Origin of the sequence: Rhizobium binae, from assembly GCF_017357225.1 — a bacterium.
In the GTDB taxonomy this organism is placed as follows: Bacteria; Pseudomonadota; Alphaproteobacteria; order Rhizobiales; family Rhizobiaceae; genus Rhizobium; species Rhizobium binae.
The window spans coordinates 3989825-4008377 of the sequence record NZ_CP071604.1 but is presented as its reverse complement, the minus strand read 5'-3'; the positions used below and the strand labels follow the sequence as shown (position 1 = coordinate 4008377).

Sequence of the window (18553 nt, the reverse complement as noted above, 5' to 3'; positions counted from 1 at the left end):
AAAACATGCCGAGCGACTCGCAGCGATCCGGGCATGCATAGCCGCGGATCAATGGGCGGGGAGGCACGATCATGGCCGATTACCATCTGGAAGCGAGCTGGAACCCGGTCGAAGGGGGTGCCGGACGCCTGACCCTGACGCTCTTCAATCCTTCGTCCGAGCCGCTTTCCGGCTTCTCGCTTGCCTATCGGTCGCAGACGCGAATTGCCGACGCCCATGTCTGCGACGGTGCCAGCCTAACGCGGCAGGTCGCGAGCTTCCACGAATTCCTGCCGCCCGAGGGGCTGAGCATTCCTGCGGGCGGACGCTGGCGGTTCACCGTCGATGGGCTGGCCGACGAACCAAAACATCGGACCGACGGCATCAGATCGGCCTGGCTGACGCTCGGCGACGGCCGTCGCGTCGCGGTCGGTTTCGGCGGTCTCATGCTCGAAGGCCGGGATGGCGGTGCGGCGCCGCCGCTGCTGCCGCGGGGCAGGGTCGAACAACCCTATGCGCTGTTGCCCCGGCCACTGTCGCTCGGGCTGAAGGCGGGAGATCTGGCTGCCATCCTTTATGCCGCTGAAGAGACCCGGCCGGATGCGATCAAGGCGCTGAAGACGGCTACGACGTGGTGGTGACGCCGGGACAGGCCTACTATCTCGACATGGCCCAGGCTGAGGCCTGGGGCGGGGCGAGTTGGGCTGATGTCACGCCACCGGAACGCACCTATGCCTATGAGGCCGAGGCGGAGCTGCCCGAGGCCTTGAGCGACAAGATACGTGGCATCCAGGCCTGCATCTGGAGCGGCAACGTCGCTTCGCGGGCCACGTTCAACCGGCTGGTTTTTCCGCGCCTCCCGGCAATCGCCGAAGCGGCGTGGACGCCGTTGACACGCAAGGACTGGGATCGGTTCGCAGCGATCGTGCGGATGTGGCCAACTCTTTAAAGAGCGGCTGCCTCTGCTTTCAGCCCCAACAATGCAGCGCCGATCAGACCGGGTTCGATACGGCATTGGCTGGGCACTACCAGCGGGCGGTCGAATTTGCGCAGGATCCGGGCACGCACGGCGCGATCGAGTTCGGCGAGCAAGGGCTCGACGTTGGACAGACCGCCGCCGACCGGCACGATGGTCGCGCCGGTGATGTTGACCGTTAGCGCCAAGGGCGAGGCGACGAGATCGACATAGACGTCGATGGTGCGTGTCGCCTTTTCCTCGCCCTGCCGCCATTGGCCGATGATCTCTTCGCTGGAAAAGTCGAGATCGTGCAGCGTCTTGTGCAGGCGCTCCAGGCCGCGGGCGCCGCCGACGGTATCGACGCAGCCTTTCTGGCCGCAGCCGCAGGTATAGGCGGGAATCGCGACAGGCGGATTGCCGGCTGCGGCGGCGATGATCGGACCATGTCCCCATTCGCCGGCAAAGCCGCCGGTTTCGTTGACGAGTCGCCCATCGGCAACCAATCCGCCGCCGACGCCGGTGCCGAGAATGGCGCCGAAAACGATGCGGTGGCCAAGGCCGGCGCCGAGGCCGGCTTCCGCCATTGCAAAACAGTCGGCGTCGTTGGCGATCAGTGCCGGCAGACCGAGTTCGGCTTCGAGATCGGCGGCCAGCGTGCGGCCATGGATGCAGGGAATGTTGGCGCAGATCAGCCGCTGCGTGTCGGGATCGACGACGCCGGCGATGGACAGCGCAATGCGGCTCGGCTGTTGCCCGGTTTCGGTGATGATGGCGCGAAGGGTGTCGACGAACGCGGCGAAGTCGTCCTTCGGCGTCGGCCGGCGTCCGAGGGGAACGATATCTGTCTCGGAGCGGGCGATGCCGCCCTTGATTGCGGAGCCGCCGATGTCGAACGAAATGATCATTTTTGCTCTGCCGCTTTCCTGGTCTATGCCGTCTGCTCGCACTGTTGGCGGGGAATTACAAGCCTTCCTTCCCGCATCGGGTTCAGGGTCGTGCCGCAATTTCTGACCGCATAAGTCATTCATTTGGCATATTGCGCGACCAAAATCGAAGCCTGCACTTGCATCATTCACCGGTATCATGACCATCGAAAACGCCAATTCCCAAAGACGCAGAAGACCACGTCCGCCACGTCCCAAAGGCCGGCGCCTCTCAGCCATCCTGCGGCAGCTGGCCGCCGACCGCAGCCGGGAGCGGATTTCGATCGGGGATCTGTTCCAGACGATGGGCGACAGGGCGATCAGCGCGCTGATGCTGATCTTTGCCTTGCCGAATGCCTTTCCGACGCCGCCCGGCACCTCGGCGCTGCTTGGTGCGCCGCTGGTGTTCCTGGCGGCGCAGCTGACCTTCGGGCTGAGACCCTGGCTGCCGAAGGCGATCGCCGACCGTTCGGTGCGGCGGGAGAATTTCGAAAGCATCGTCATCCGCATCCATGGCTGGCTCGCCTGGGCCGAACGCATGCTGAAGCCGAGGCTTGCCATCTTCGCCGAACCGCCGGCAGAGTATTTCGCCGGTCTCGCATGCTTGCTGCTGTCGATCGTGCTGGTGCTGCCGGTTCCGCTCGGCAACATCCTGCCGGCGGTCACGATCTCGGTCTTCGCCTTCGGCATCATGGGCCGCGACGGACTCTTCGCGCTCATCGGCTTCATCATGACGGCGGTGTCGCTCGCCGTCGCCGGCAGCGTGATCTACGGCCTCGTCAAGGCGGGGATCTATCTCGTCATGCAGTGGTTTGCCTGAATAGAAGCGGTTATTCGGGCAGGGCCTCTGTCAACAGGCTCGACATTTTCAGGATTTTTGTTTTGATCTGGCGCGGTACAGACTCGACATCATATTCGGCGGCGGCAAGCCGGCGCACTTTGCGTGGTAGGCAGTAGATGGCAAAAAGATCCGAGACCCCTGCACGGCTCGACGATGCGGCGCGTGCCGGCTGGCTTTATTACGTCGCCGGGCGCACGCAGGACGAAATCGCCGCCGCGATGGGGATCTCGCGACAATCGGCGCAGCGGCTAGTGTCTCTTGCGGTCGCCGAGCGCCTGATCAAGGTGCGGCTCGATCATCCGATCGCCGCCTGTCTTGAACTCGGCAGTCAGCTGCGGCGGAAATTCGGGCTGAAACATGTGGAGGTGGTGCCGAGCGACCCCGGCTCCTCCTCGACCACCATCGGCATTGCCGAGGCGGCGGCGGCCGAGATCGAGCGCTGGCTGAAGCGGACGGAGCCGATCGTGCTTGCGGTCGGCACCGGCCGCACGCTGAAGGCGGCGGTCGACCAGCTCCCGGCGATCGAATGTCCCAATCACCGCATCGTCTCGCTGACCGGCAATATCGCGCCGGACGGTTCGGCCGCCTATTACAACGTCATCTTCAGCATGGCGGATGCGGTGAAGGCGAGGCATTATCCGATGCCGCTGCCGGTGCTCGTTTCCTCGGCCGAGGAGCGGGAACTGCTGCACGGCCAGCAACTGGTGCGCTCGACGCTCGACATGAGCGCCCAGGCCGACGTCACCTTCGTCGGCATCGGCGAGCTCGGCATCGACGGTCCGCTTTGCGTCGACGGTTTCCTCGAGAAGGACGAGATGATGGAGCTGATGCGTGGCGGCGCGGTCGGCGAGATCTGCGGCTGGATCTTCGATGCCGACGGCAGGTTGCTTGACAACCCGATCAACGAGCGCGTCGCGTCCGCGCCGATCCCGTCGCGCGAGGCATCGATGGTCATCGGGCTCGCCAAGGGAAAACGCAAATTCAAGGCGATCAGGGCGGCTGTTGTGGGCCATCAAATCAATGGATTGATCACCGACGAAGAGACCGCTGAGTTTTTGCTCAAGAACTGAGCAAAAAATTCTTCTTCTGAATCAGATGGATAGATAGGATGTTCGGCACCGCAGCAACGATTGTCGATTGACATTTTATGCCGTTTGCTGAGTAATTGCCCATGAGCAAAGCGAATGCTCACACCTCGTCTTCTGGGAGGAAGATATGACATTGAGAACTATTCTGCTGGGCGCCTGCTCGGCACTGGCGTTTGCCGGCATGGCTTCGGCCGAGACGCTGACAATCGCGACCGTCAACAACGGCGACATGATCCGGATGCAGAAGCTGACGGATGACTTCAAGGCGAAGAATCCCGGCATCGACCTCGAATGGGTAACCCTCGAAGAAAACGTGCTGCGCCAGAAGGTCACGACCGACATCGCGACCAAGGGCGGTCAGTACGACGTTCTGACGATCGGCACCTATGAGGTTCCGATCTGGGCAAAGCAGGGCTGGCTGCTGCCGCTCGACAATCTCGGCGCCGATTACGACGTCGACGACCTGCTGCCGGCGATCCGAAGCGGCCTGACCGTGGACGGCAAGCTCTATGCGGCGCCATTCTACGGCGAAAGCTCGATGGTGATGTACCGCAAGGACCTGTTCGACGCCGCCGGGCTGAAGATGCCCGATGCCCCGACCTGGGACTTCATCGCGGACGCAGCCCGCAAGGTCACCAACAAGGACAAGGAAATCTACGGCATCTGCCTGCGTGGCAAGGCCGGCTGGGGCGAGAACATGGCCTTCCTGACAGCCATGTCCAACTCCTTCGGCGCGCGCTGGTTCGACGAGAAGTGGAAGCCGCAGTTCGATCAGCCGGAGTGGAAGGATACGCTCGATTTTTACGTCAAGCTGATGAAGGACGCCGGCCCTCCGGGCGCTTCCTCCAACGGTTTCAACGAAAACCTGGCACTCTTCCAGACTGGTAAGTGCGGCATGTGGATCGACGCAACGGTTGCCGCTTCCTTCGTCGCCGATCCGAAGCAGTCGCAGGTCGCCGACAAGGTCGGCTTTGCGCTCGCCCCGGACAAGGGCCTCGGCAAGCGTGGCAACTGGCTCTGGGCCTGGAGCCTCGCCGTCCCGGCAGGTACGCAGAAAGCGGAAGCTGCCGAGAAGTTTGTCGCCTGGGCGACGAGCAAGGAATACAGCAACCTCGTCGCCGAGAAAGAAGGCTGGCTGAATGCACCTCCGGGCACCCGCAAGTCGCTCTATGCGAATGCGGACTACCAGAAGGCGGCTTCGTTCGCCAAGATGACGCTCGACTCGATCAACTCGGCCGATCCGACCAAGCCGACCGTCAAGCCGGTCCCCTATGTCGGCGTTCAGTTCGTGGCGATCCCGGAATTCCAGGGCATCGGCACGGCGGTGGGCCAGCAGTTCTCGGCAGCGCTTGCCGGCCAGATTTCGGTCGATCAGGCGTTGAAGAGCGCACAGCAATTGGCAACCCGGGAAATGACCAAGGCCGGCTACATTAAGTAAAACCTCCTGAGAAGAGGCGGATCCTTGACAATCCGCCCCTCTGGGCCGCCGATCGCCCGAACCGCATCGGCGGCCTCTTTTCCAGACAGAACTTTCCTGCGGCCGCTCCCCGCGTCAGACCAGATCGGTGATTGCCATGGCAACCTTGCACACTCGCTCCGCAGCGCGCCTGATGATTGCGCCCTCCGTGCTGCTCCTCTTTGCGTGGATGATCGTTCCGCTTGCGATGACGATCTATTTCTCGACGCTGAACTACAATCTGCTCAGCCCCGGCATGGAGAGCTTCGTCGGTCTGCTCAACTACGAATATTTCCTGTCCGATCCGGCCTTTATCGCGGCGCTGCTCAATACGCTGCTGCTCGTCGCCGGCGTTCTTGTCATCACCGTTATCGGCGGCATCGCTTTCGCGCTGCTGCTCGACCAGCCGATGTATGGACAAGGCATCGTGCGCATCCTTGTCATTGCGCCGTTCTTCGTCATGCCGACGGTGGCGGCACTGGTCTGGAAGAATATGTTCATGAACCCGGTCAACGGCCTCTTCGCCCATCTTGCCAAGGCGCTCGGCCTGCAGCCGATCGACTGGCTGGCGAATGCGCCGCTGTTTTCCGTCATTCTCATCGTCGCCTGGCAATGGCTGCCCTTCGCCACCCTCATCATGCTGACGGCGCTGCAGTCGCTGGACGAGGAGCAGAAGGAGGCGGCCGAGATGGACGGCGCCGGGGCGATCTCGAAATTCATCTATATCATCCTGCCGCATATGGCCCGTGCCATCACCGTGGTGATCCTGATCCAGACGATCTTCCTGCTGTCGGTCTTCGCCGAAATCCTCGTCACCACCAATGGCGGGCCGGGCACAGACAGCACCAACCTCACCTATCTCGTCTATGCGCAGGCGCTCTTGCAGTTCGATATCGGCGGCGCTTCGGCGGGCGGCATCGTCGCGGTCGTGCTGGCTAATATCGTCGCGATCTTCCTCGTGCGCCTCGTCGGCAAGAATCTGGAGGCTTGAGATGGCCAGAAAAGTCACAACGCAGCACAAGCTCATCGTCACCGCGATCGCCTGGACGCTCGGCATCCTGATCTTCTTCCCGATCCTTTGGACCTTCCTGACGAGCTTCAAGTCGGAAGCCGACGCCATCGCCTCGCCGCCGCAGTTCCTGTTCTTCCACTGGACGACGGAGAACTACGCTGAGGTGCAGAGCCGGTCGAACTATCTCAGCCACTTCACGAACTCGGTGATCATCTCCTTCGGCTCGACGCTCATCGGCCTGATCATCGCAATCCCGGCCGCCTGGGCGATGGCGTTTTCGCCGACCAAGCGGACCAAGGACGTGCTGATGTGGATGCTCTCGACCAAGATGATGCCGCCGGTCGGCGCGCTGATTCCGATCTATCTGATGTTCCGCAATTCCGGCCTGCTCGACACACGTATCGGGCTGGTGATCGTGCTGACGCTGATTAATCTGCCGATCATCGTCTGGATGCTCTACACCTATTTCAAGGAAATCCCCGGCGAGATCCTCGAGGCGGCGCGCATGGACGGGGCGTCGCTGGTAAAGGAGATCGTCTACGTACTGACGCCGATGGCGGTGCCCGGCATCGCCTCGACACTGCTTCTGAACATCATCCTCGCCTGGAACGAGGCTTTCTGGACGCTCAACCTCACCGCCTCCAAGGCGGCGCCGCTGACCGCCTTCATCGCCTCCTATTCCAGCCCGGAAGGCCTGTTCTACGCCAAGCTCTCGGCGGCTTCGACCATGGCGATCGCGCCGATCCTGATCCTCGGCTGGTTCAGCCAGAAACAACTCGTCCGCGGCCTGACCTTCGGCGCAGTGAAATAAGAAAAGGGAGACAAACATGGGCAGCATTACCCTTCAGAAGGTTTCCAAGGTCTTCGGCGAAGCCAAGGTCATCCCTTCGATCGATCTCGACATCAGGGACGGCGAGTTCGTCGTCTTCGTCGGCCCATCGGGCTGCGGCAAGTCCACCCTGTTGAGATTGATCGCCGGTCTGGAGGACGTCTCCGGCGGCAAGATCGTCATCGACGGCAGGGACGCCACTGAAAAGGCGCCGTCGGAACGCGGCCTTGCCATGGTGTTCCAGTCCTACGCGCTCTATCCGCATATGAGCGTGCGCAACAACATCGCCTTCCCGCTGAAAATGGCGGGCGTCGACAAGGCTGAGATCGACCGCAAGGTGACGGATGCCGCCCGGGTGCTCAATCTCACCGACTATCTGGAGCGCAAGCCGCGCCAGCTTTCCGGCGGCCAGCGCCAGCGCGTCGCGATCGGCCGCGCCATCGTGCGCCAGCCTTCGGCCTTCCTCTTCGACGAGCCGCTGTCTAACCTCGACGCAGCGCTGCGCGTCAACATGCGCCTCGAAATCAGCGAACTGCATCAGCAGCTGAAGACGACGATGGTCTACGTCACCCACGACCAGGTCGAGGCCATGACCATGGCTGACAAGATCGTCGTCTTGAACAGGGGCAATATCGAGCAGGTCGGCTCGCCGCTGGAACTCTACAGCCGCCCGCGCAACCTATTCGTTGCCGGCTTTATCGGCTCGCCGAAGATGAACTTCATCAAGGGCCAGAACGCGGCCGAGTTCGGCGCCCATACGATCGGCATCCGTCCAGAACATATGCTGTTGTCGATGGAGAGCGGTGACTGGAAGGGCAGGGTCGTGGTCGCCGAGCATCTCGGCTCCGACACCTTCCTGCATATCGATATCGACGGCATCGGCATGGTGACGGCCCGCGGCAGCGGCGATTTTGCCGCCAAGGCGGGCGATACGGTTTACCTGACGCCGGACAGGTCGCGCATTCACAAATTCAACGAGGGCGGCCTTGCCATCTGATGCAGGCGGCCGGCTGGGGGCAGGCATGCGAGCCGGGCGATGGCCCCGGCCGTTTCGGCAAGACCTTCAAGAGGACTGGAACATGACGTGCAAATTATCGCTGGCAACGCTTCCGGACGCGGCGCGTACCGCTACCACCCCGGGATATGACAGGGCGTCGCTGAAAGCCGGCATCGTGCACTTTGGCGTCGGCAACTTCCACCGCGCCCACCAGGCGATCTATCTCGACGATCTCTTCAACCAGGGCGCCGATCATGACTGGGCGATCGTCGGCGCCGGCGTGCTGCCATCCGATGCCGCCATGCGCGAAAAGCTCGCGGCGCAGGATTTCCTGACGACTGTGGTGGAGCAGGACAACAACAAGACGGCGGCGCGCGTGACCGCGCCGATGATCGACATCCTGCCGATCGGCGATCCCGCCGCGATCATCGCCAAGCTCGCCGATCCCGAGATCCGCATCGTCTCGCTGACGATCACTGAAGGCGGTTATTTCATCGACGCGTCCGGCACGTTCAATCCGGCGCACCCGGCGATTGCCGCCGACGGACAAAATCCGGATGCGCCGAAGACCGTCTTCGGGCTGATCGTCGCCGGCCTGAAGGCGCGCAAGGATCAAGGCCTCGTGCCCTTCACCGTCATGTCCTGCGACAACATTCCCCATAACGGCGTGGTTACCGCCAATGCCGTGATCGGCACGGCGGCGCTTTCCGACGCAGCCCTTGCCGACTGGATCCGGGTCAATGTCGCCTTCCCGAACGCTATGGTCGACCGTATCACGCCGGCGACCGGCCAGCGGGAGATCGATTTCCTCCGCGACAATTTCGACATCGAAGACAACTGGCCGGTCTATTGCGAAGAATTCAAGCAATGGGTGCTCGAAGATAAGTTCACTGCCGGCCGGCCGGCACTTGAAAAGGTCGGCGTGACCTTCGTGCCTGATGTCACGCCTTATGAGCACATGAAGATCCGCATTCTCAACGGCGGCCATGCAGCGATCGCCTATCCGGCGGCGCTGATGGACCTTCACTTCGTTCACGACTCCATGGAAGATCCGCTCATCCGCGCCTTCCTCGCCAAACTCGAAAACGACGAGATCATTCCGATCGTACCGCCGGTGCCGAACACGTCTCTGACGGATTATTTCGCCCTGATCGAACATCGCCTGCTCAATCCGAAGATTGCCGACACCATTCCACGCCTGGCCCAGGACGGTTCGAACCGCCAACCGAAATTCATCCTGCCGTCGACGCTCGACAATCTCCGCCAGAACAGGGACGTCGTCGGCCTGGCGCTGGTCTCGGCGCTGTGGTGCCGTTATTTCGCCGGTAAGACCGACAGCGGCAAGGATATCGTCTTCAATGACGCCAGCGCCGAGCGCCTGCATGCGGCGGCGCTGAAGGCACAGGACGATCCGTTCGCCTTCCTCGCCTTCGACGATATTTTCGGTGAGGTGGCAAAATCCGAACTCTTCCGCAAGCGTTTCGCCCATGCCCTCAAAACGCTGTGGGAAAAAGGCACCCGGGCGACGCTGCAGCTCTATCTTGACGGCAAGCTCGCGGTGTAAGGACCGGATGGCGGCATTCGCGCCGCCATCCATCCGGCCTCGCGAGCGGCGCGGACGTGCGGGCGAATTGAACTCAGGTTGGGTCTTCCATGGCTGATGCTGAACCACGGCTGGTCATCTTCGATTGCGACGGTGTGCTCGTTGATAGCGAGCCGATCTCGATCAGCGTCCTCGTCGGCGCGATGAACGATCTCGGCGTCTCGATCAGCGAAGATCAGGCCTATGAGCGCTTTCTCGGCCGCAGCCTGTCGACGCTCATCGATACGCTGGAAACCGAATTCAACATCCATGCCAGCGAGGAATTCCTCGAACGCATCCGCACCGATCTCTACGCTCGCTTCCGCACCGAATTGAAGCCGATCGACGGAATCGCCGCGACAATCGACCGGCTCGGTATTCCGTGCTGCGTCGCCTCGTCCAGCCAGATGGAGCGAATCCGGCTGTCGCTTTCCGTCACCGGCCTTCTCGATAGGTTGCCCGACATTTTCAGCGCAACGATGGTCAAGCGCGGCAAACCGGCGCCCGATCTCTTCCTGCATGCGGCCCGGCAGATGCAAGTCGAACCCCGATCCTGCGTCGTCGTCGAGGACAGTCCGGCCGGTATTGCCGCCGCCAAGGCGGCGGGCATGACGGTCTTTGCCTTCACCGGCGGATCGCATGCGAATTTCGCCGGATATCGTGCCGAACTCGACCGGCTTTCGCCGGAAGTCGTGTTTGACGCCATGCCGGATTTGATACACCTTGTCCGCAACCATAAGCTGGACGGGACCAAGATTTGATGCGTGATCATGTGGTTGCGGTCGATGTCGGCACCGGCAGTGCGCGCGCCGGCGTCTTCGATGCCGCTGGCCGTCTGCTCGCCAAGGCCGAACACCCGATCGCAATGAACCGGCAGCGCGAAAACCACGCCGAGCACGATTCCGAAGACATCTGGTCGGCCGCCTGCACGGCGGTGCGCGGGGCGATGGAGCAATCCGGTATTGCCGCCGCCTCGGTCGGCGCGATTGGTTTCGACGCCACCTGTTCGCTTGTTGTGCGTGACGTCGAGGGTCGGCAGATCAGCGTTTCCACCGGTGGCGAGCAGCGTTTCGATACGATCGTTTGGCTCGACCACCGGGCGCTGAAGGAAGCCGATTTCTGCACGGCGACGGAGCACAGTGTGCTCGAGCATTCCGGCCACGTGATGTCGCCGGAAATGGAAATGCCGAAGCTGATGTGGCTGAAGAAGAAGCTTCCCGCCACATGGGAAAAAGCCGGTTACTTCTTCGATCTCGCCGATTTCATGACATGGAAATCGACCGGATCGCCCGCCCGCTCGCGGTGCACGCTGACGGCAAAATGGAATTATCTCGCCCATCTCGAAAAGGGCTGGCAGCTGGATTTCCTGCAGCGCATCGGTCTCGAAGACCTTCAGGCGCGCGGTTGCCTGCCCGATGAGACGACGCCGGTCGGCGGCAGCGTCGGCCGGCTGACGCCCGAGGCGGCGGCAGCCCTTGGGCTGACCACCGATTGCCATGTCTCGGCCGGGATGATCGACGCCTATGCCGGCGCGCTCGGCGCACTCGGCGGTTATGCCGCCGATCCCATCAAGCGCGAGCACCAACTGGCGCTGATCGCCGGCACGTCGAGCTGCATCGTCGCCTTTTCGCAGGAGCGCAAACCGAGCCACGGCATGTGGGGTCCCTATTACGAAGTGGTGTTCCCGCAATCCTGGCTGGTGGAGGCCGGGCAATCGGCGACCGGAGCGCTGCTCGACCATATGGTCCGCATGCATGCGGCCGGCGGCCAGCCGACGGCGGCGCTGCATCAGAGGATCGTCGCGCGCATTGCCGAATTGCGGGCCGAGGAAGGCGATGCTTTCGGGGAGCGCATCTTCGTGCTGCCGGATTTTCACGGCAACCGTTCACCACGCGCCGATCCGCACGCGGTCGGCGCCATCAGCGGGCTGACGCTCGATACCTCCTTCGATGGGCTGTGCGCACTCTATTGGCGCTCTGCAGTGGCCATTGCGCTCGGCATTCGCCACATCCTCGAGAAGATGAAGGGATATGGCTACGTGCCGGATACGCTGCATGTCGCCGGCGGGCATGTGAAAAACCCGGTGCTGATGGAACTCTATAGCGATGCCACCGGCTGCAAGGTCGTGGTACCGAAGATGAACGAGGCGGTGCTGCTCGGCACGGCGATCGCGGCATCGGTCGCCTGCGGCCTGCACCAGGATTTGGCGGCGGCCGGCGAGGCGATGTATCCGGGCGGCGAGGAACGGCTGCCCGACAAGTCGAAGCAGGCTTTCTACGACCGTGATTATCGCCGTCTTCTGGCGATGTATCGACATCGCGCCGAGCTGGAAGCGATGCGGTAGCCGCCGAAAGCAGCAGCTTGAATATATTCAGTGGTTGGCCGTCTCGCCGAGGACGGTTGCGAATTCCAGCATGCGGCGGCGGCGAAGCGCGGCCTCTTCCCCGACTTCGAGGATGACCGACTCCGCCAGGCAGTCGAGCAACGCGATCAGCGGCGGAAGATTGTCGAGATCGGGGGCGCGGGCGGGCGGCAGGGGCAGCATGACGTTCGACTGATCCGCCATCCAATCGGCCTGCTGGGGTGAAATGAGGACGACCTTGTAGCCGTAGCGCCGCGCGGTTCTGGCAAGCAGGCGCGCCTTGGCAAAGCGGCGACAGTCGATGATGACGAGCAGCGCGTCGTCAACCGCCGGCCGGGCAAAAAGGTCGGCGAAACGGTTGTCGGCGCTGTCGAGCGCGCGCACGCCGTCGCGGGCCTGTGTCAGCCGCTGGCAGAAATGATTGGCGAGGCTTGCAAGCCGCGCGTGGGTGGCGATCGATACTTCGCGGGCGGTGCTGATCAGGCTGACGGCTTCCGACCAGTGCGGCTGCGCCGTCAGATGATAGATATGGTGAAGCGCCTGGATCTGTTCGGCGACCAGCACGGCGAGCGGTTTGCCTTCCGCGGCATCCGCCTGCAACTCACTCATGGCGCTCTGCAACTGCGCCGGCGATGTCGTCACGGTCTCGCGGATCTCCACCTTGACGCTGTCCAGGCCCTGATAACCGAGCGCGCGCAGGAAGCGGCCGACGGTCATCGGCGACAGATCCAGCCGATCGGCAACCGACGCCGCCGTCTCGAACGGGAGGTCATTCAGATGTTCGGAGAAATATTTTGCAATACGACGTTCGGCCGGCGTGCCGCTTTTGACGTATTGCCTGAGTTTGTGCACAAAGTCTTCCACGTCGGCCTCCCCCGTCTTCCCTCAGAGGCGTTCCGTGGATCCGCTATGGCGATCCTTTGTCTTTGCAACTATTGTCGGAAGCTGCTTCTCAGGCCCAAGCTTATTTCTATTGGCCATAATATTATATTAGCACTTATATTGCGACAAGTTTCTATTACAGCCTGCAATTTTATTCTCTCTTGCCGGTCGCATTCGCCTTTCCTACATCTTCTGCGCAACCGGAGACGCTGAAGAAATGATCCTTGACGCCGTTCGCCTATCGCTCGCCAACCTGTTCGCGCCCGAAACGCGTTCGGTGTTCTGGAAAGTGCTCGGCCTGACGATTCTGGTGCTGGTTGGCCTGTGGCTCGCATTGCGCGGAGCCTTTATGGCCGTCCTCTTTCCCTGGCTGACAAGCTTCGTTCCGGATATGCCGGATTGGGCGGGGTGGCTCGCGCTGATCTTCGCGATCCTTGCCGGTATCGGACTTGCGCTCATGCTGGCGCTGCTCTTGTCGCCGGTAACGGCCCTGATCGCCGGCCTGTTTCTCGATGACGTCGCCGATATCATCGAGAAACGCGATTATCCCAAGGACGTGCCGGGCGCCGCCATGCCGCTCGGTCCTGCCATGGCAAGCTCGATCAAGTTCCTCGGCGTGGTGATCCTCGGCAATATCGTGGCCTTGCTGCTGCTGTTTATCCCCGGCGTCAATCTGGTCGCCTTCTTTCTGGTGAACGGCTACCTGCTTGGACGGGAATTCTTCGAGTTCGCCGCCATGCGCTTTCGTCCGCCGCAGGAGGCGCGTCTCTTCCGGGCCAAGCATGCACCGACCGTCTTTCTCGGCGGGCTGGTGATCGCGCTGTTTCTGATGATTCCCATCGTCAATCTTCTGACGCCGCTTTTTGCTGCCGGCATGATGGTGCATCTGCACAAGCTGATTTCCGCGCGCGACACCGGGTCGCGCGCCTGAGGCTCAGCCAGGCAGCGCCGAGGCGTCGTACATCGCGGCGAATTCCGCGCTCGGGGGAATCGGCTTGATCACGTCGATCAGCACGCCGTTCGGATCGGCGGTGATGAAATGCCGCTGGCCGAACTCCTCGTCGCGGATCTCCCTTAAAATCGGCAGGCCGCCTTTCAGGCAGGTTTCGTAGGCGTGATCGACATCCTCGACCTCGAAATTGAGCAGCAGTCCGCGAACGCCGGCGCGGGCGGCGGCAGGAATGGTCTCGTGGTGACTGTCGAGGATGGCGAGCGCGACGTGCTCCGTCTCGGTCGATTGCAGGTGAACGTACCAGTCGGTTTCGAATAGAGCCCTAAAACCGAAGTGGCTGCTGTAAAAGGCAGCGGTGCCGGGGACATCGTCCGTCATGATCACCGGATAATAACTGGTCGATTTCATCTCTCCCTCCCTGTCTGATTTACATGCAGACTGTATGTTTTTAGCTATTAACATACATACTGTTTGTATGTAAATAGATCTTATGAGCCGCAGCAATCGCGAGAGAACGGAACAGACGAGGCGGGCGCTGATCGACGCCGGACGGGGCCTTTTCGTCGAAAAGGGTTATGCCGAAACGGCGACCCCGGACATCGTTGCGGCGGCGGGCGTGACGCGCGGCGCACTTTACCATCATTTCGAGGACAAGAAGGCGCTTTTCCAGGCGGTGATCGCGTCCGAGGCGCAGGCGGTGGCCAAGTCAATCGAGGCGTCTTCAGCGCCGGGAGATGGGCCGGGCGCGGCGCTGATCGCCGGCGCTTCGGCCTATTTTGCCGCAATGGCGCAGCCGGGGCGAACACGGTTGCTGCTAATGGAGGCGCCAGCCGTTCTCGGACGGCCGGCGGTCGCGGCACTGGATGGGGAGCATGCGGAGGCGAGCTTGCGGGAAGGGCTTTCGGCGCTTCTGCCGGAGGCAGGCGGCCTGCTCGGCCCGCTGACAACGCTGCTGTCGGCAGCCTTCGACCGCGCGGCGATCGCGATCGAAGCGGGTGGGGAGAGGCGGGACTACGAGAAGGCGATCGCGGCCTTAGTCGACGGCCTCGCCGATCACCTGGGGAGGTAGCTCGACGAGCGGCGCCGGCACATCCCAGCTCTTCTCCGGCGATTTGCAGAGATCGGCGATGACACAGCGCTCGCATTCGGGGCGGCGCGCCTTGCAGGTATAGCGGCCGTGCAGGATCAGCCAGTGATGGGCGTGGTAGAGGTAGTGTTCAGGGATCACCTTCATCAGCCGCGTCTCGACCTCGTCGGGCGTCTTGCCGGGAGCAAGCCGGATGCGGTTGGCGATGCGGAAAATGTGCGTGTCGACCGCCATCGTCGCCTGGCCGAAGGCCATGGACAGCACGACATTGGCCGTCTTTCGGCCGACGCCCGGCAGCTTCACCAGCTCGTCGCGCGTCTCCGGCACCTGGCCGCCGAATTCGTCGACCAGCATCTGCGAGAGCGCGATGACGTTTTTCGCCTTGTTGCGATAGAGGCCGATCGTCCTGATATAGTCGCGCAGCCGCTCCTCGCCGAGATCGAGCATCTTTTCCGGCGTGTCGGCGACCTTGAAGAGGGCGCGTGTCGCCTTGTTGACGCCGACATCGGTCGCCTGCGCCGACAGCGCGACAGCGACGACGAGGGTGAAGGGATTGGTATGCTCGAGCTCGCCCCTCGGCTCCGGTCGCTGCACCGAGAACCGGCGGAAGATCTCCTCGCGCTCGGCCGGGGAATAGGCGGTCTTCACTGCCGCCGCCGGCTTGCGGGGGGCGATCACATTCGAGTTTTGCGATGGTCTGGTAACGGATTTGAGTTTCGGATTCGCCATGTTGAATCTATACTCAACGCCCATGACGGAAAGCAACGCCAACAGCTTCAACGAGCAGCCTGTTTTCGCCGCCGAGCTCTTTCCCCACCGCTCGCTCGGCCGCCAAGGCTTTAAGGTGCTGCTGATCCTGTCCGGCGCCGTCTGCTTTCTCTATGGGATGTTCTTCATCGCCACCGGCGCCTGGCCGATCGGCTTTTTCTTCGGCCTGGATTTCGCACTGCTCTATGGCGCCTTCTGGCTGAACTACCGCTCCGGACGGGCGCGCGAGGAGATCACGGTCTCGCGCACCGACGTATCGGTGCGCAAGTTTGCGCCGTCCGGGCGGATGGTGGAGCATCATTTCAACCCGTTCTGGACGCGCTTCCTCGTCTGCCGGCATCAGGAGATCGGCATCCTCTCCATGCATATTTTCGGCGAGGGCCGGCGCACGGATATCGGCTCCTTCCTCAACCCCGATGATCGCGAAAGCTTCGCCAAGGCCTTCAAGGGGGCGCTCGCGACTGTCAAGCAGCGGATCTGAACGGCGCAGGCGCGTGCCGCAAGAATCGGGTGGTTTGGCCGAGGCCTATTGATTATCTCCTTGTGACAAGGAGAAAGACGATGGATATGATTGCGAACCTGCACACAGACATCACGCCTGACGGCCCTGATTATGATATCGTCCGCCGGGTGATCGAACTTATCACCGAGGATTACCGCGACCAGCCTTCGCTGGAAGCGATCGCGGCGCGGCTCAATCAGTCGCCGACGCAGCTGCAGAAGACATTCACCCGCTGGGCCGGTCTCTCGCCCAAGGGCTTCCTGCAGGCGGTGACGCTCGATCACGCCAAGCGGCTGTTGCGAAAGGAAGACATGCCGTTGCTGGAAACCTCGATCGAGGTCGGCCTCTCCGGGCCTAGTCGCCTGCATGATCTCTTCGTCACCCATGAGGCGATGTCGCCCGGCGAATGGAAAGCCAAGGGCGGAGGTCTCACGATCCGCTACGGCTTCCACATCTGCCCCTTCGGCGTGGCGCTGATCATGGTGACCGATCGCGGCCTTGCTGGCCTTGCCTTCAGCGATTCCGGCGACGAGCGAGCCTGCCTCGAAGACATGACGTGCCGCTGGCCGAACGCCTGTTATATCGAGGACCTGCAGGCGACGGTTCCGTACGCCGCCCGTATCTTCGAGCCCGGCAAATGGTCTTCCGATCAGCCGCTGCGCGTCGTGCTGATCGGCACGGATTTCCAGGTGCGCGTCTGGGAGAGCCTGCTGAAAATCCCGTTCGGCAAGGCTGTCACCTATTCCGATATCGCCAACGATATCGGGCGGCCGACGGCGCAGCGGGCCGTGGGGGCGGCGGTCGGCGCAAATCCGATCTCGTTCGTGGTGCCCTGCCACCGGGCGCTCGGCAAGAACGGCGCACTGACGGGCTACCATTGGGGCCTCACCCGCAAGCGGGCGATGCTCGGCTGGGAATCGGCGCACGCCTGAGCGGGCGGGCAACGGGTCGGTCGTCGTCTATCGCTCCGCCAGTTCCAGCAGCGCCCGTGCGGCGCCCTCGTCGGTGATCAGCGTGTTGCAGCCGATGCGCTTGATCGTCGCGCGGATGGCGATGGCGCGGTGGGCGCCGCCGGAGGAAAGCACGATGTGCTTGGCCTCCTTCAGCGTGTCAAGATCGACGGACATCACCCGACGATTGATCGAGTGGTCGACCGAATTGCCGTCCTTGTCGAGGAAGTTGAACATCGTGTCGCAGACGCAGCCGGCGTCGATCAGTTCCCGCAGTTCGGCCTTCGATATCCAGCCTTCCGACAGCGAGGTCGAATGCGGGCCGATATCGCCGCAGCTGACGATCGCCAGATCGAGATTCTCGGCGAGACGATAGATCGTGTCCAGCCCGCATTTTTCGATCAGATTGCGCTTGGTCTCGATGGAATCGACGAGAAGCGGTGCCAGGAACATGTAGCATTCGGCGCCGAGCTGATTTGCCAGCCGCCATGTATAGTCGATCGGGTTCGTCTGGTGGACGGCGACGATGCCGCCAAGCAGTGAGACGACCTTACAATTGGCCCGGCGAGGCGGCCGGAAACTCGACAGCGAGGCGGTCATCGTGCGGCCCCAGCCGACGCCGATCGTATAGTCATCTGGAATGGCCTCGGAAAGGAACTGGCCAAGCGCCAAGCCGACATTCTTTGCCAGCGTATCGACATCGCCATGGACCGGTGACGGCACGACGATCGCCTCGTCGAGACGGTAGGCGCGCTCCAGCTTCACCGCGAGCTCGACGCAGTCGCCGATCGAATCGTTGATCCAGATCTGGACTTCGCTGCGTTTCATCGCCTCGTCGAGCAGGCGGATGACGGTGGTGCGACTGATGCCGAGCTGCTCGGCGACATCCTTCTGGGTCAGGCCCTCGTTGTAATAGAGCCATGCGGCTCGCAGCCGCAGCGAGGATGCCTCGGAATAGGCGGTGTGCGTGCCGCGTTTGAGCTTGACCACGTCTCCTCCAGCCGAATTTCTGCCCTAAATCCCTTTTTGGGATGAACGGCTGTTACGGCGCGTTTGTTGCCGGGATAATGACGGGTGTGACACTTATGTCAATTGATATGCACAAATGTCCTTGACTTTTCCTCGGGCGAATGGCGATAGTCCGGGCGATACGAAGTCGTTCTGTCCGTCCGAGGAGGACATGGTGCGGGCATGCCGAGAGTCACGACCGGCCTTCGAGCCGCAGGCGGCATCGCTGGCGTTCGGCGTGCGGTTTGCCCGCGGGAACATGGCCACTGTCCTTCACGTTTATGAAACATCCGTGACGGATGTGCGCATTTCGCCTGCAGCAGGCAGACAACCTGTCGGTAGATCACCTTTGCCGGGCGGATTTCGCGCCGGTCGCA

At 62.3% G+C, this 18553-nt stretch carries 18 protein-coding genes and 1 pseudogene; 14 read left to right on the top strand and 5 right to left on the bottom strand.

Annotated features, from left to right (window positions below; genetic code table 11):
* Positions 1-71 precede the first annotated feature (71 nt).
* Positions 72-928, top strand: a pseudogene (locus J2J99_RS19565) (family 20 glycosylhydrolase).
* On the opposite strand, the gene J2J99_RS19560 reads toward J2J99_RS19565, so the two are convergent.
* Positions 925-1842, bottom strand: a complete 918-nt coding sequence (locus tag J2J99_RS19560) for an ROK family protein (protein ID WP_168301268.1) — start codon at positions 1840-1842, stop codon at positions 925-927. The pseudogene J2J99_RS19565 and the gene J2J99_RS19560 sit on opposite strands and share 4 nt — an antisense overlap.
* 259 nt (positions 1843-2101) lie before the next feature.
* Between J2J99_RS19560 and J2J99_RS19555 the strand changes: the two genes are divergently transcribed.
* The 9 genes from J2J99_RS19555 to J2J99_RS19515 all read left to right on the top strand — a co-directional run bounded on the left by J2J99_RS19555 (position 2102) and on the right by J2J99_RS19515 (position 12009).
* Positions 2102-2680 (top strand): exopolysaccharide biosynthesis protein, encoded by a 579-nt coding sequence (locus J2J99_RS19555; RefSeq protein ID WP_205919169.1) that lies wholly within the window; start codon positions 2102-2104, stop codon positions 2678-2680.
* 137 nt (positions 2681-2817) lie between these two features.
* Entirely contained in the window at positions 2818-3771 is a 954-nt protein-coding gene (locus J2J99_RS19550; protein WP_168301266.1) for a sugar-binding transcriptional regulator, read from the top strand.
* A gap of 145 nt (positions 3772-3916) precedes the next feature.
* Positions 3917-5227, top strand: a complete 1311-nt coding sequence (locus J2J99_RS19545) for an ABC transporter substrate-binding protein (protein ID WP_168301265.1) — start codon at positions 3917-3919, stop codon at positions 5225-5227.
* Positions 5228-5363: 136 nt separating this feature from the next.
* Positions 5364-6236, top strand: a complete 873-nt coding sequence (locus tag J2J99_RS19540; protein ID WP_004668735.1) for a carbohydrate ABC transporter permease — start codon at positions 5364-5366, stop codon at positions 6234-6236.
* Position 6237: 1 nt separating this feature from the next.
* Positions 6238-7068, top strand: a complete 831-nt coding sequence (locus J2J99_RS19535; RefSeq protein ID WP_168301264.1) for a carbohydrate ABC transporter permease — start codon at positions 6238-6240, stop codon at positions 7066-7068.
* A 16-nt stretch (positions 7069-7084) separates the two neighbouring features.
* Positions 7085-8083, top strand: coding sequence for an ABC transporter ATP-binding protein (locus J2J99_RS19530; RefSeq protein ID WP_168301263.1), 999 nt, complete (start codon positions 7085-7087; stop codon positions 8081-8083).
* Between the two features lie 82 nt (positions 8084-8165).
* Complete coding sequence (locus J2J99_RS19525) at positions 8166-9647, top strand: mannitol dehydrogenase family protein (RefSeq protein ID WP_168301262.1); 1482 nt, start codon at positions 8166-8168, stop codon at positions 9645-9647.
* Between the two features lie 89 nt (positions 9648-9736).
* Positions 9737-10426, top strand: a complete 690-nt coding sequence (locus J2J99_RS19520; protein ID WP_168301261.1) for an HAD family hydrolase — start codon at positions 9737-9739, stop codon at positions 10424-10426.
* The gene (locus J2J99_RS19515) at positions 10426-12009 is read left to right on the top strand and encodes an FGGY-family carbohydrate kinase (protein WP_168301260.1); all 1584 of its coding nucleotides are present in this window, start codon (positions 10426-10428) and stop codon (positions 12007-12009) included. Before J2J99_RS19520 ends, J2J99_RS19515 begins: the two co-directional genes overlap by 1 nt.
* A 27-nt stretch (positions 12010-12036) precedes the next feature.
* Here the strand turns inward: J2J99_RS19515 and J2J99_RS19510 are convergent, their stop codons facing one another.
* Positions 12037-12891 (bottom strand): MurR/RpiR family transcriptional regulator, encoded by an 855-nt coding sequence (locus J2J99_RS19510; RefSeq protein ID WP_168301259.1) that lies wholly within the window; start codon positions 12889-12891, stop codon positions 12037-12039.
* 235 nt (positions 12892-13126) lie between these two features.
* Here J2J99_RS19510 and J2J99_RS19505 point away from each other — a divergent pair, with 235 nt between their 5' ends.
* A complete protein-coding gene (locus tag J2J99_RS19505) occupies positions 13127-13840 on the top strand; it encodes a sulfate transporter family protein (protein ID WP_168301258.1) in 714 nt (237 codons plus the stop codon).
* Positions 13841-13843: 3 nt separating this feature from the next.
* Here J2J99_RS19505 and J2J99_RS19500 read toward each other — a convergent pair whose 3' ends face one another.
* On the bottom strand, positions 13844-14269 hold the full coding sequence (locus J2J99_RS19500; protein WP_168301257.1) for a VOC family protein: 426 nt from the start codon (positions 14267-14269) through the stop codon (positions 13844-13846).
* An 82-nt stretch (positions 14270-14351) separates the two neighbouring features.
* On the opposite strand from J2J99_RS19500, the gene J2J99_RS19495 reads away from it, so the two are divergent.
* Positions 14352-14930, top strand: coding sequence for a TetR/AcrR family transcriptional regulator (locus J2J99_RS19495; protein ID WP_205919163.1), 579 nt, complete (start codon positions 14352-14354; stop codon positions 14928-14930).
* On the opposite strand, the gene nth is transcribed toward J2J99_RS19495, so the two are convergent.
* The gene (gene nth / locus J2J99_RS19490; RefSeq protein ID WP_205919161.1) at positions 14895-15701 is read right to left on the bottom strand and encodes an endonuclease III; all 807 of its coding nucleotides are present in this window, start codon (positions 15699-15701) and stop codon (positions 14895-14897) included. The two genes, J2J99_RS19495 and nth, sit on opposite strands and share 36 nt — an antisense overlap.
* Here nth and J2J99_RS19485 point away from each other — a divergent pair.
* Entirely contained in the window at positions 15700-16197 is a 498-nt protein-coding gene (locus tag J2J99_RS19485) for a DUF2244 domain-containing protein (protein WP_168301286.1), read from the top strand. The two genes, nth and J2J99_RS19485, sit on opposite strands and share 2 nt — an antisense overlap.
* A gap of 80 nt (positions 16198-16277) precedes the next feature.
* On the top strand, positions 16278-17150 hold the full coding sequence (locus J2J99_RS19480; RefSeq protein ID WP_168301255.1) for a methylated-DNA--[protein]-cysteine S-methyltransferase: 873 nt from the start codon (positions 16278-16280) through the stop codon (positions 17148-17150).
* A gap of 27 nt (positions 17151-17177) precedes the next feature.
* On the opposite strand, the gene J2J99_RS19475 is transcribed toward J2J99_RS19480, so the two are convergent.
* Positions 17178-18158, bottom strand: coding sequence for a sugar-binding transcriptional regulator (locus J2J99_RS19475; protein WP_168301254.1), 981 nt, complete (start codon positions 18156-18158; stop codon positions 17178-17180).
* Positions 18159-18553: the final 395 nt, after the last annotated feature.

Bases quoted from the DNA above. Each gene is read 5' to 3' on its own strand.
- J2J99_RS19505 (WP_168301258.1), top strand. From the start codon at position 13,127: ATGATCCTTGACGCCGTTCGCCTATCGCTCGCCAACCTGTTCGCGCCC.
- J2J99_RS19530 (WP_168301263.1), top strand. From the start codon at position 7,085: ATGGGCAGCATTACCCTTCAGAAGGTTTCCAAGGTCTTCGGCGAAGCC.
- J2J99_RS19485 (WP_168301286.1), top strand. From the start codon at position 15,700: ATGACGGAAAGCAACGCCAACAGCTTCAACGAGCAGCCTGTTTTCGCC.
- J2J99_RS19550 (WP_168301266.1), top strand. From the start codon at position 2,818: ATGGCAAAAAGATCCGAGACCCCTGCACGGCTCGACGATGCGGCGCGT.
- J2J99_RS19480 (WP_168301255.1), top strand. From the start codon at position 16,278: ATGGATATGATTGCGAACCTGCACACAGACATCACGCCTGACGGCCCT.
- J2J99_RS19500 (WP_168301257.1), bottom strand. From the start codon at position 14,269: ATGAAATCGACCAGTTATTATCCGGTGATCATGACGGACGATGTCCCC.
- J2J99_RS19520 (WP_168301261.1), top strand. From the start codon at position 9,737: ATGGCTGATGCTGAACCACGGCTGGTCATCTTCGATTGCGACGGTGTG.
- nth (WP_205919161.1), bottom strand. From the start codon at position 15,701: ATGGGCGTTGAGTATAGATTCAACATGGCGAATCCGAAACTCAAATCC.
- J2J99_RS19495 (WP_205919163.1), top strand. From the start codon at position 14,352: ATGAGCCGCAGCAATCGCGAGAGAACGGAACAGACGAGGCGGGCGCTG.
- J2J99_RS19515 (WP_168301260.1), top strand. From the start codon at position 10,426: ATGCGTGATCATGTGGTTGCGGTCGATGTCGGCACCGGCAGTGCGCGC.
- J2J99_RS19540 (WP_004668735.1), top strand. From the start codon at position 5,364: ATGGCAACCTTGCACACTCGCTCCGCAGCGCGCCTGATGATTGCGCCC.
- J2J99_RS19525 (WP_168301262.1), top strand. From the start codon at position 8,166: ATGACGTGCAAATTATCGCTGGCAACGCTTCCGGACGCGGCGCGTACC.
- J2J99_RS19545 (WP_168301265.1), top strand. From the start codon at position 3,917: ATGACATTGAGAACTATTCTGCTGGGCGCCTGCTCGGCACTGGCGTTT.
- J2J99_RS19560 (WP_168301268.1), bottom strand. From the start codon at position 1,842: ATGATCATTTCGTTCGACATCGGCGGCTCCGCAATCAAGGGCGGCATC.
- J2J99_RS19535 (WP_168301264.1), top strand. From the start codon at position 6,238: ATGGCCAGAAAAGTCACAACGCAGCACAAGCTCATCGTCACCGCGATC.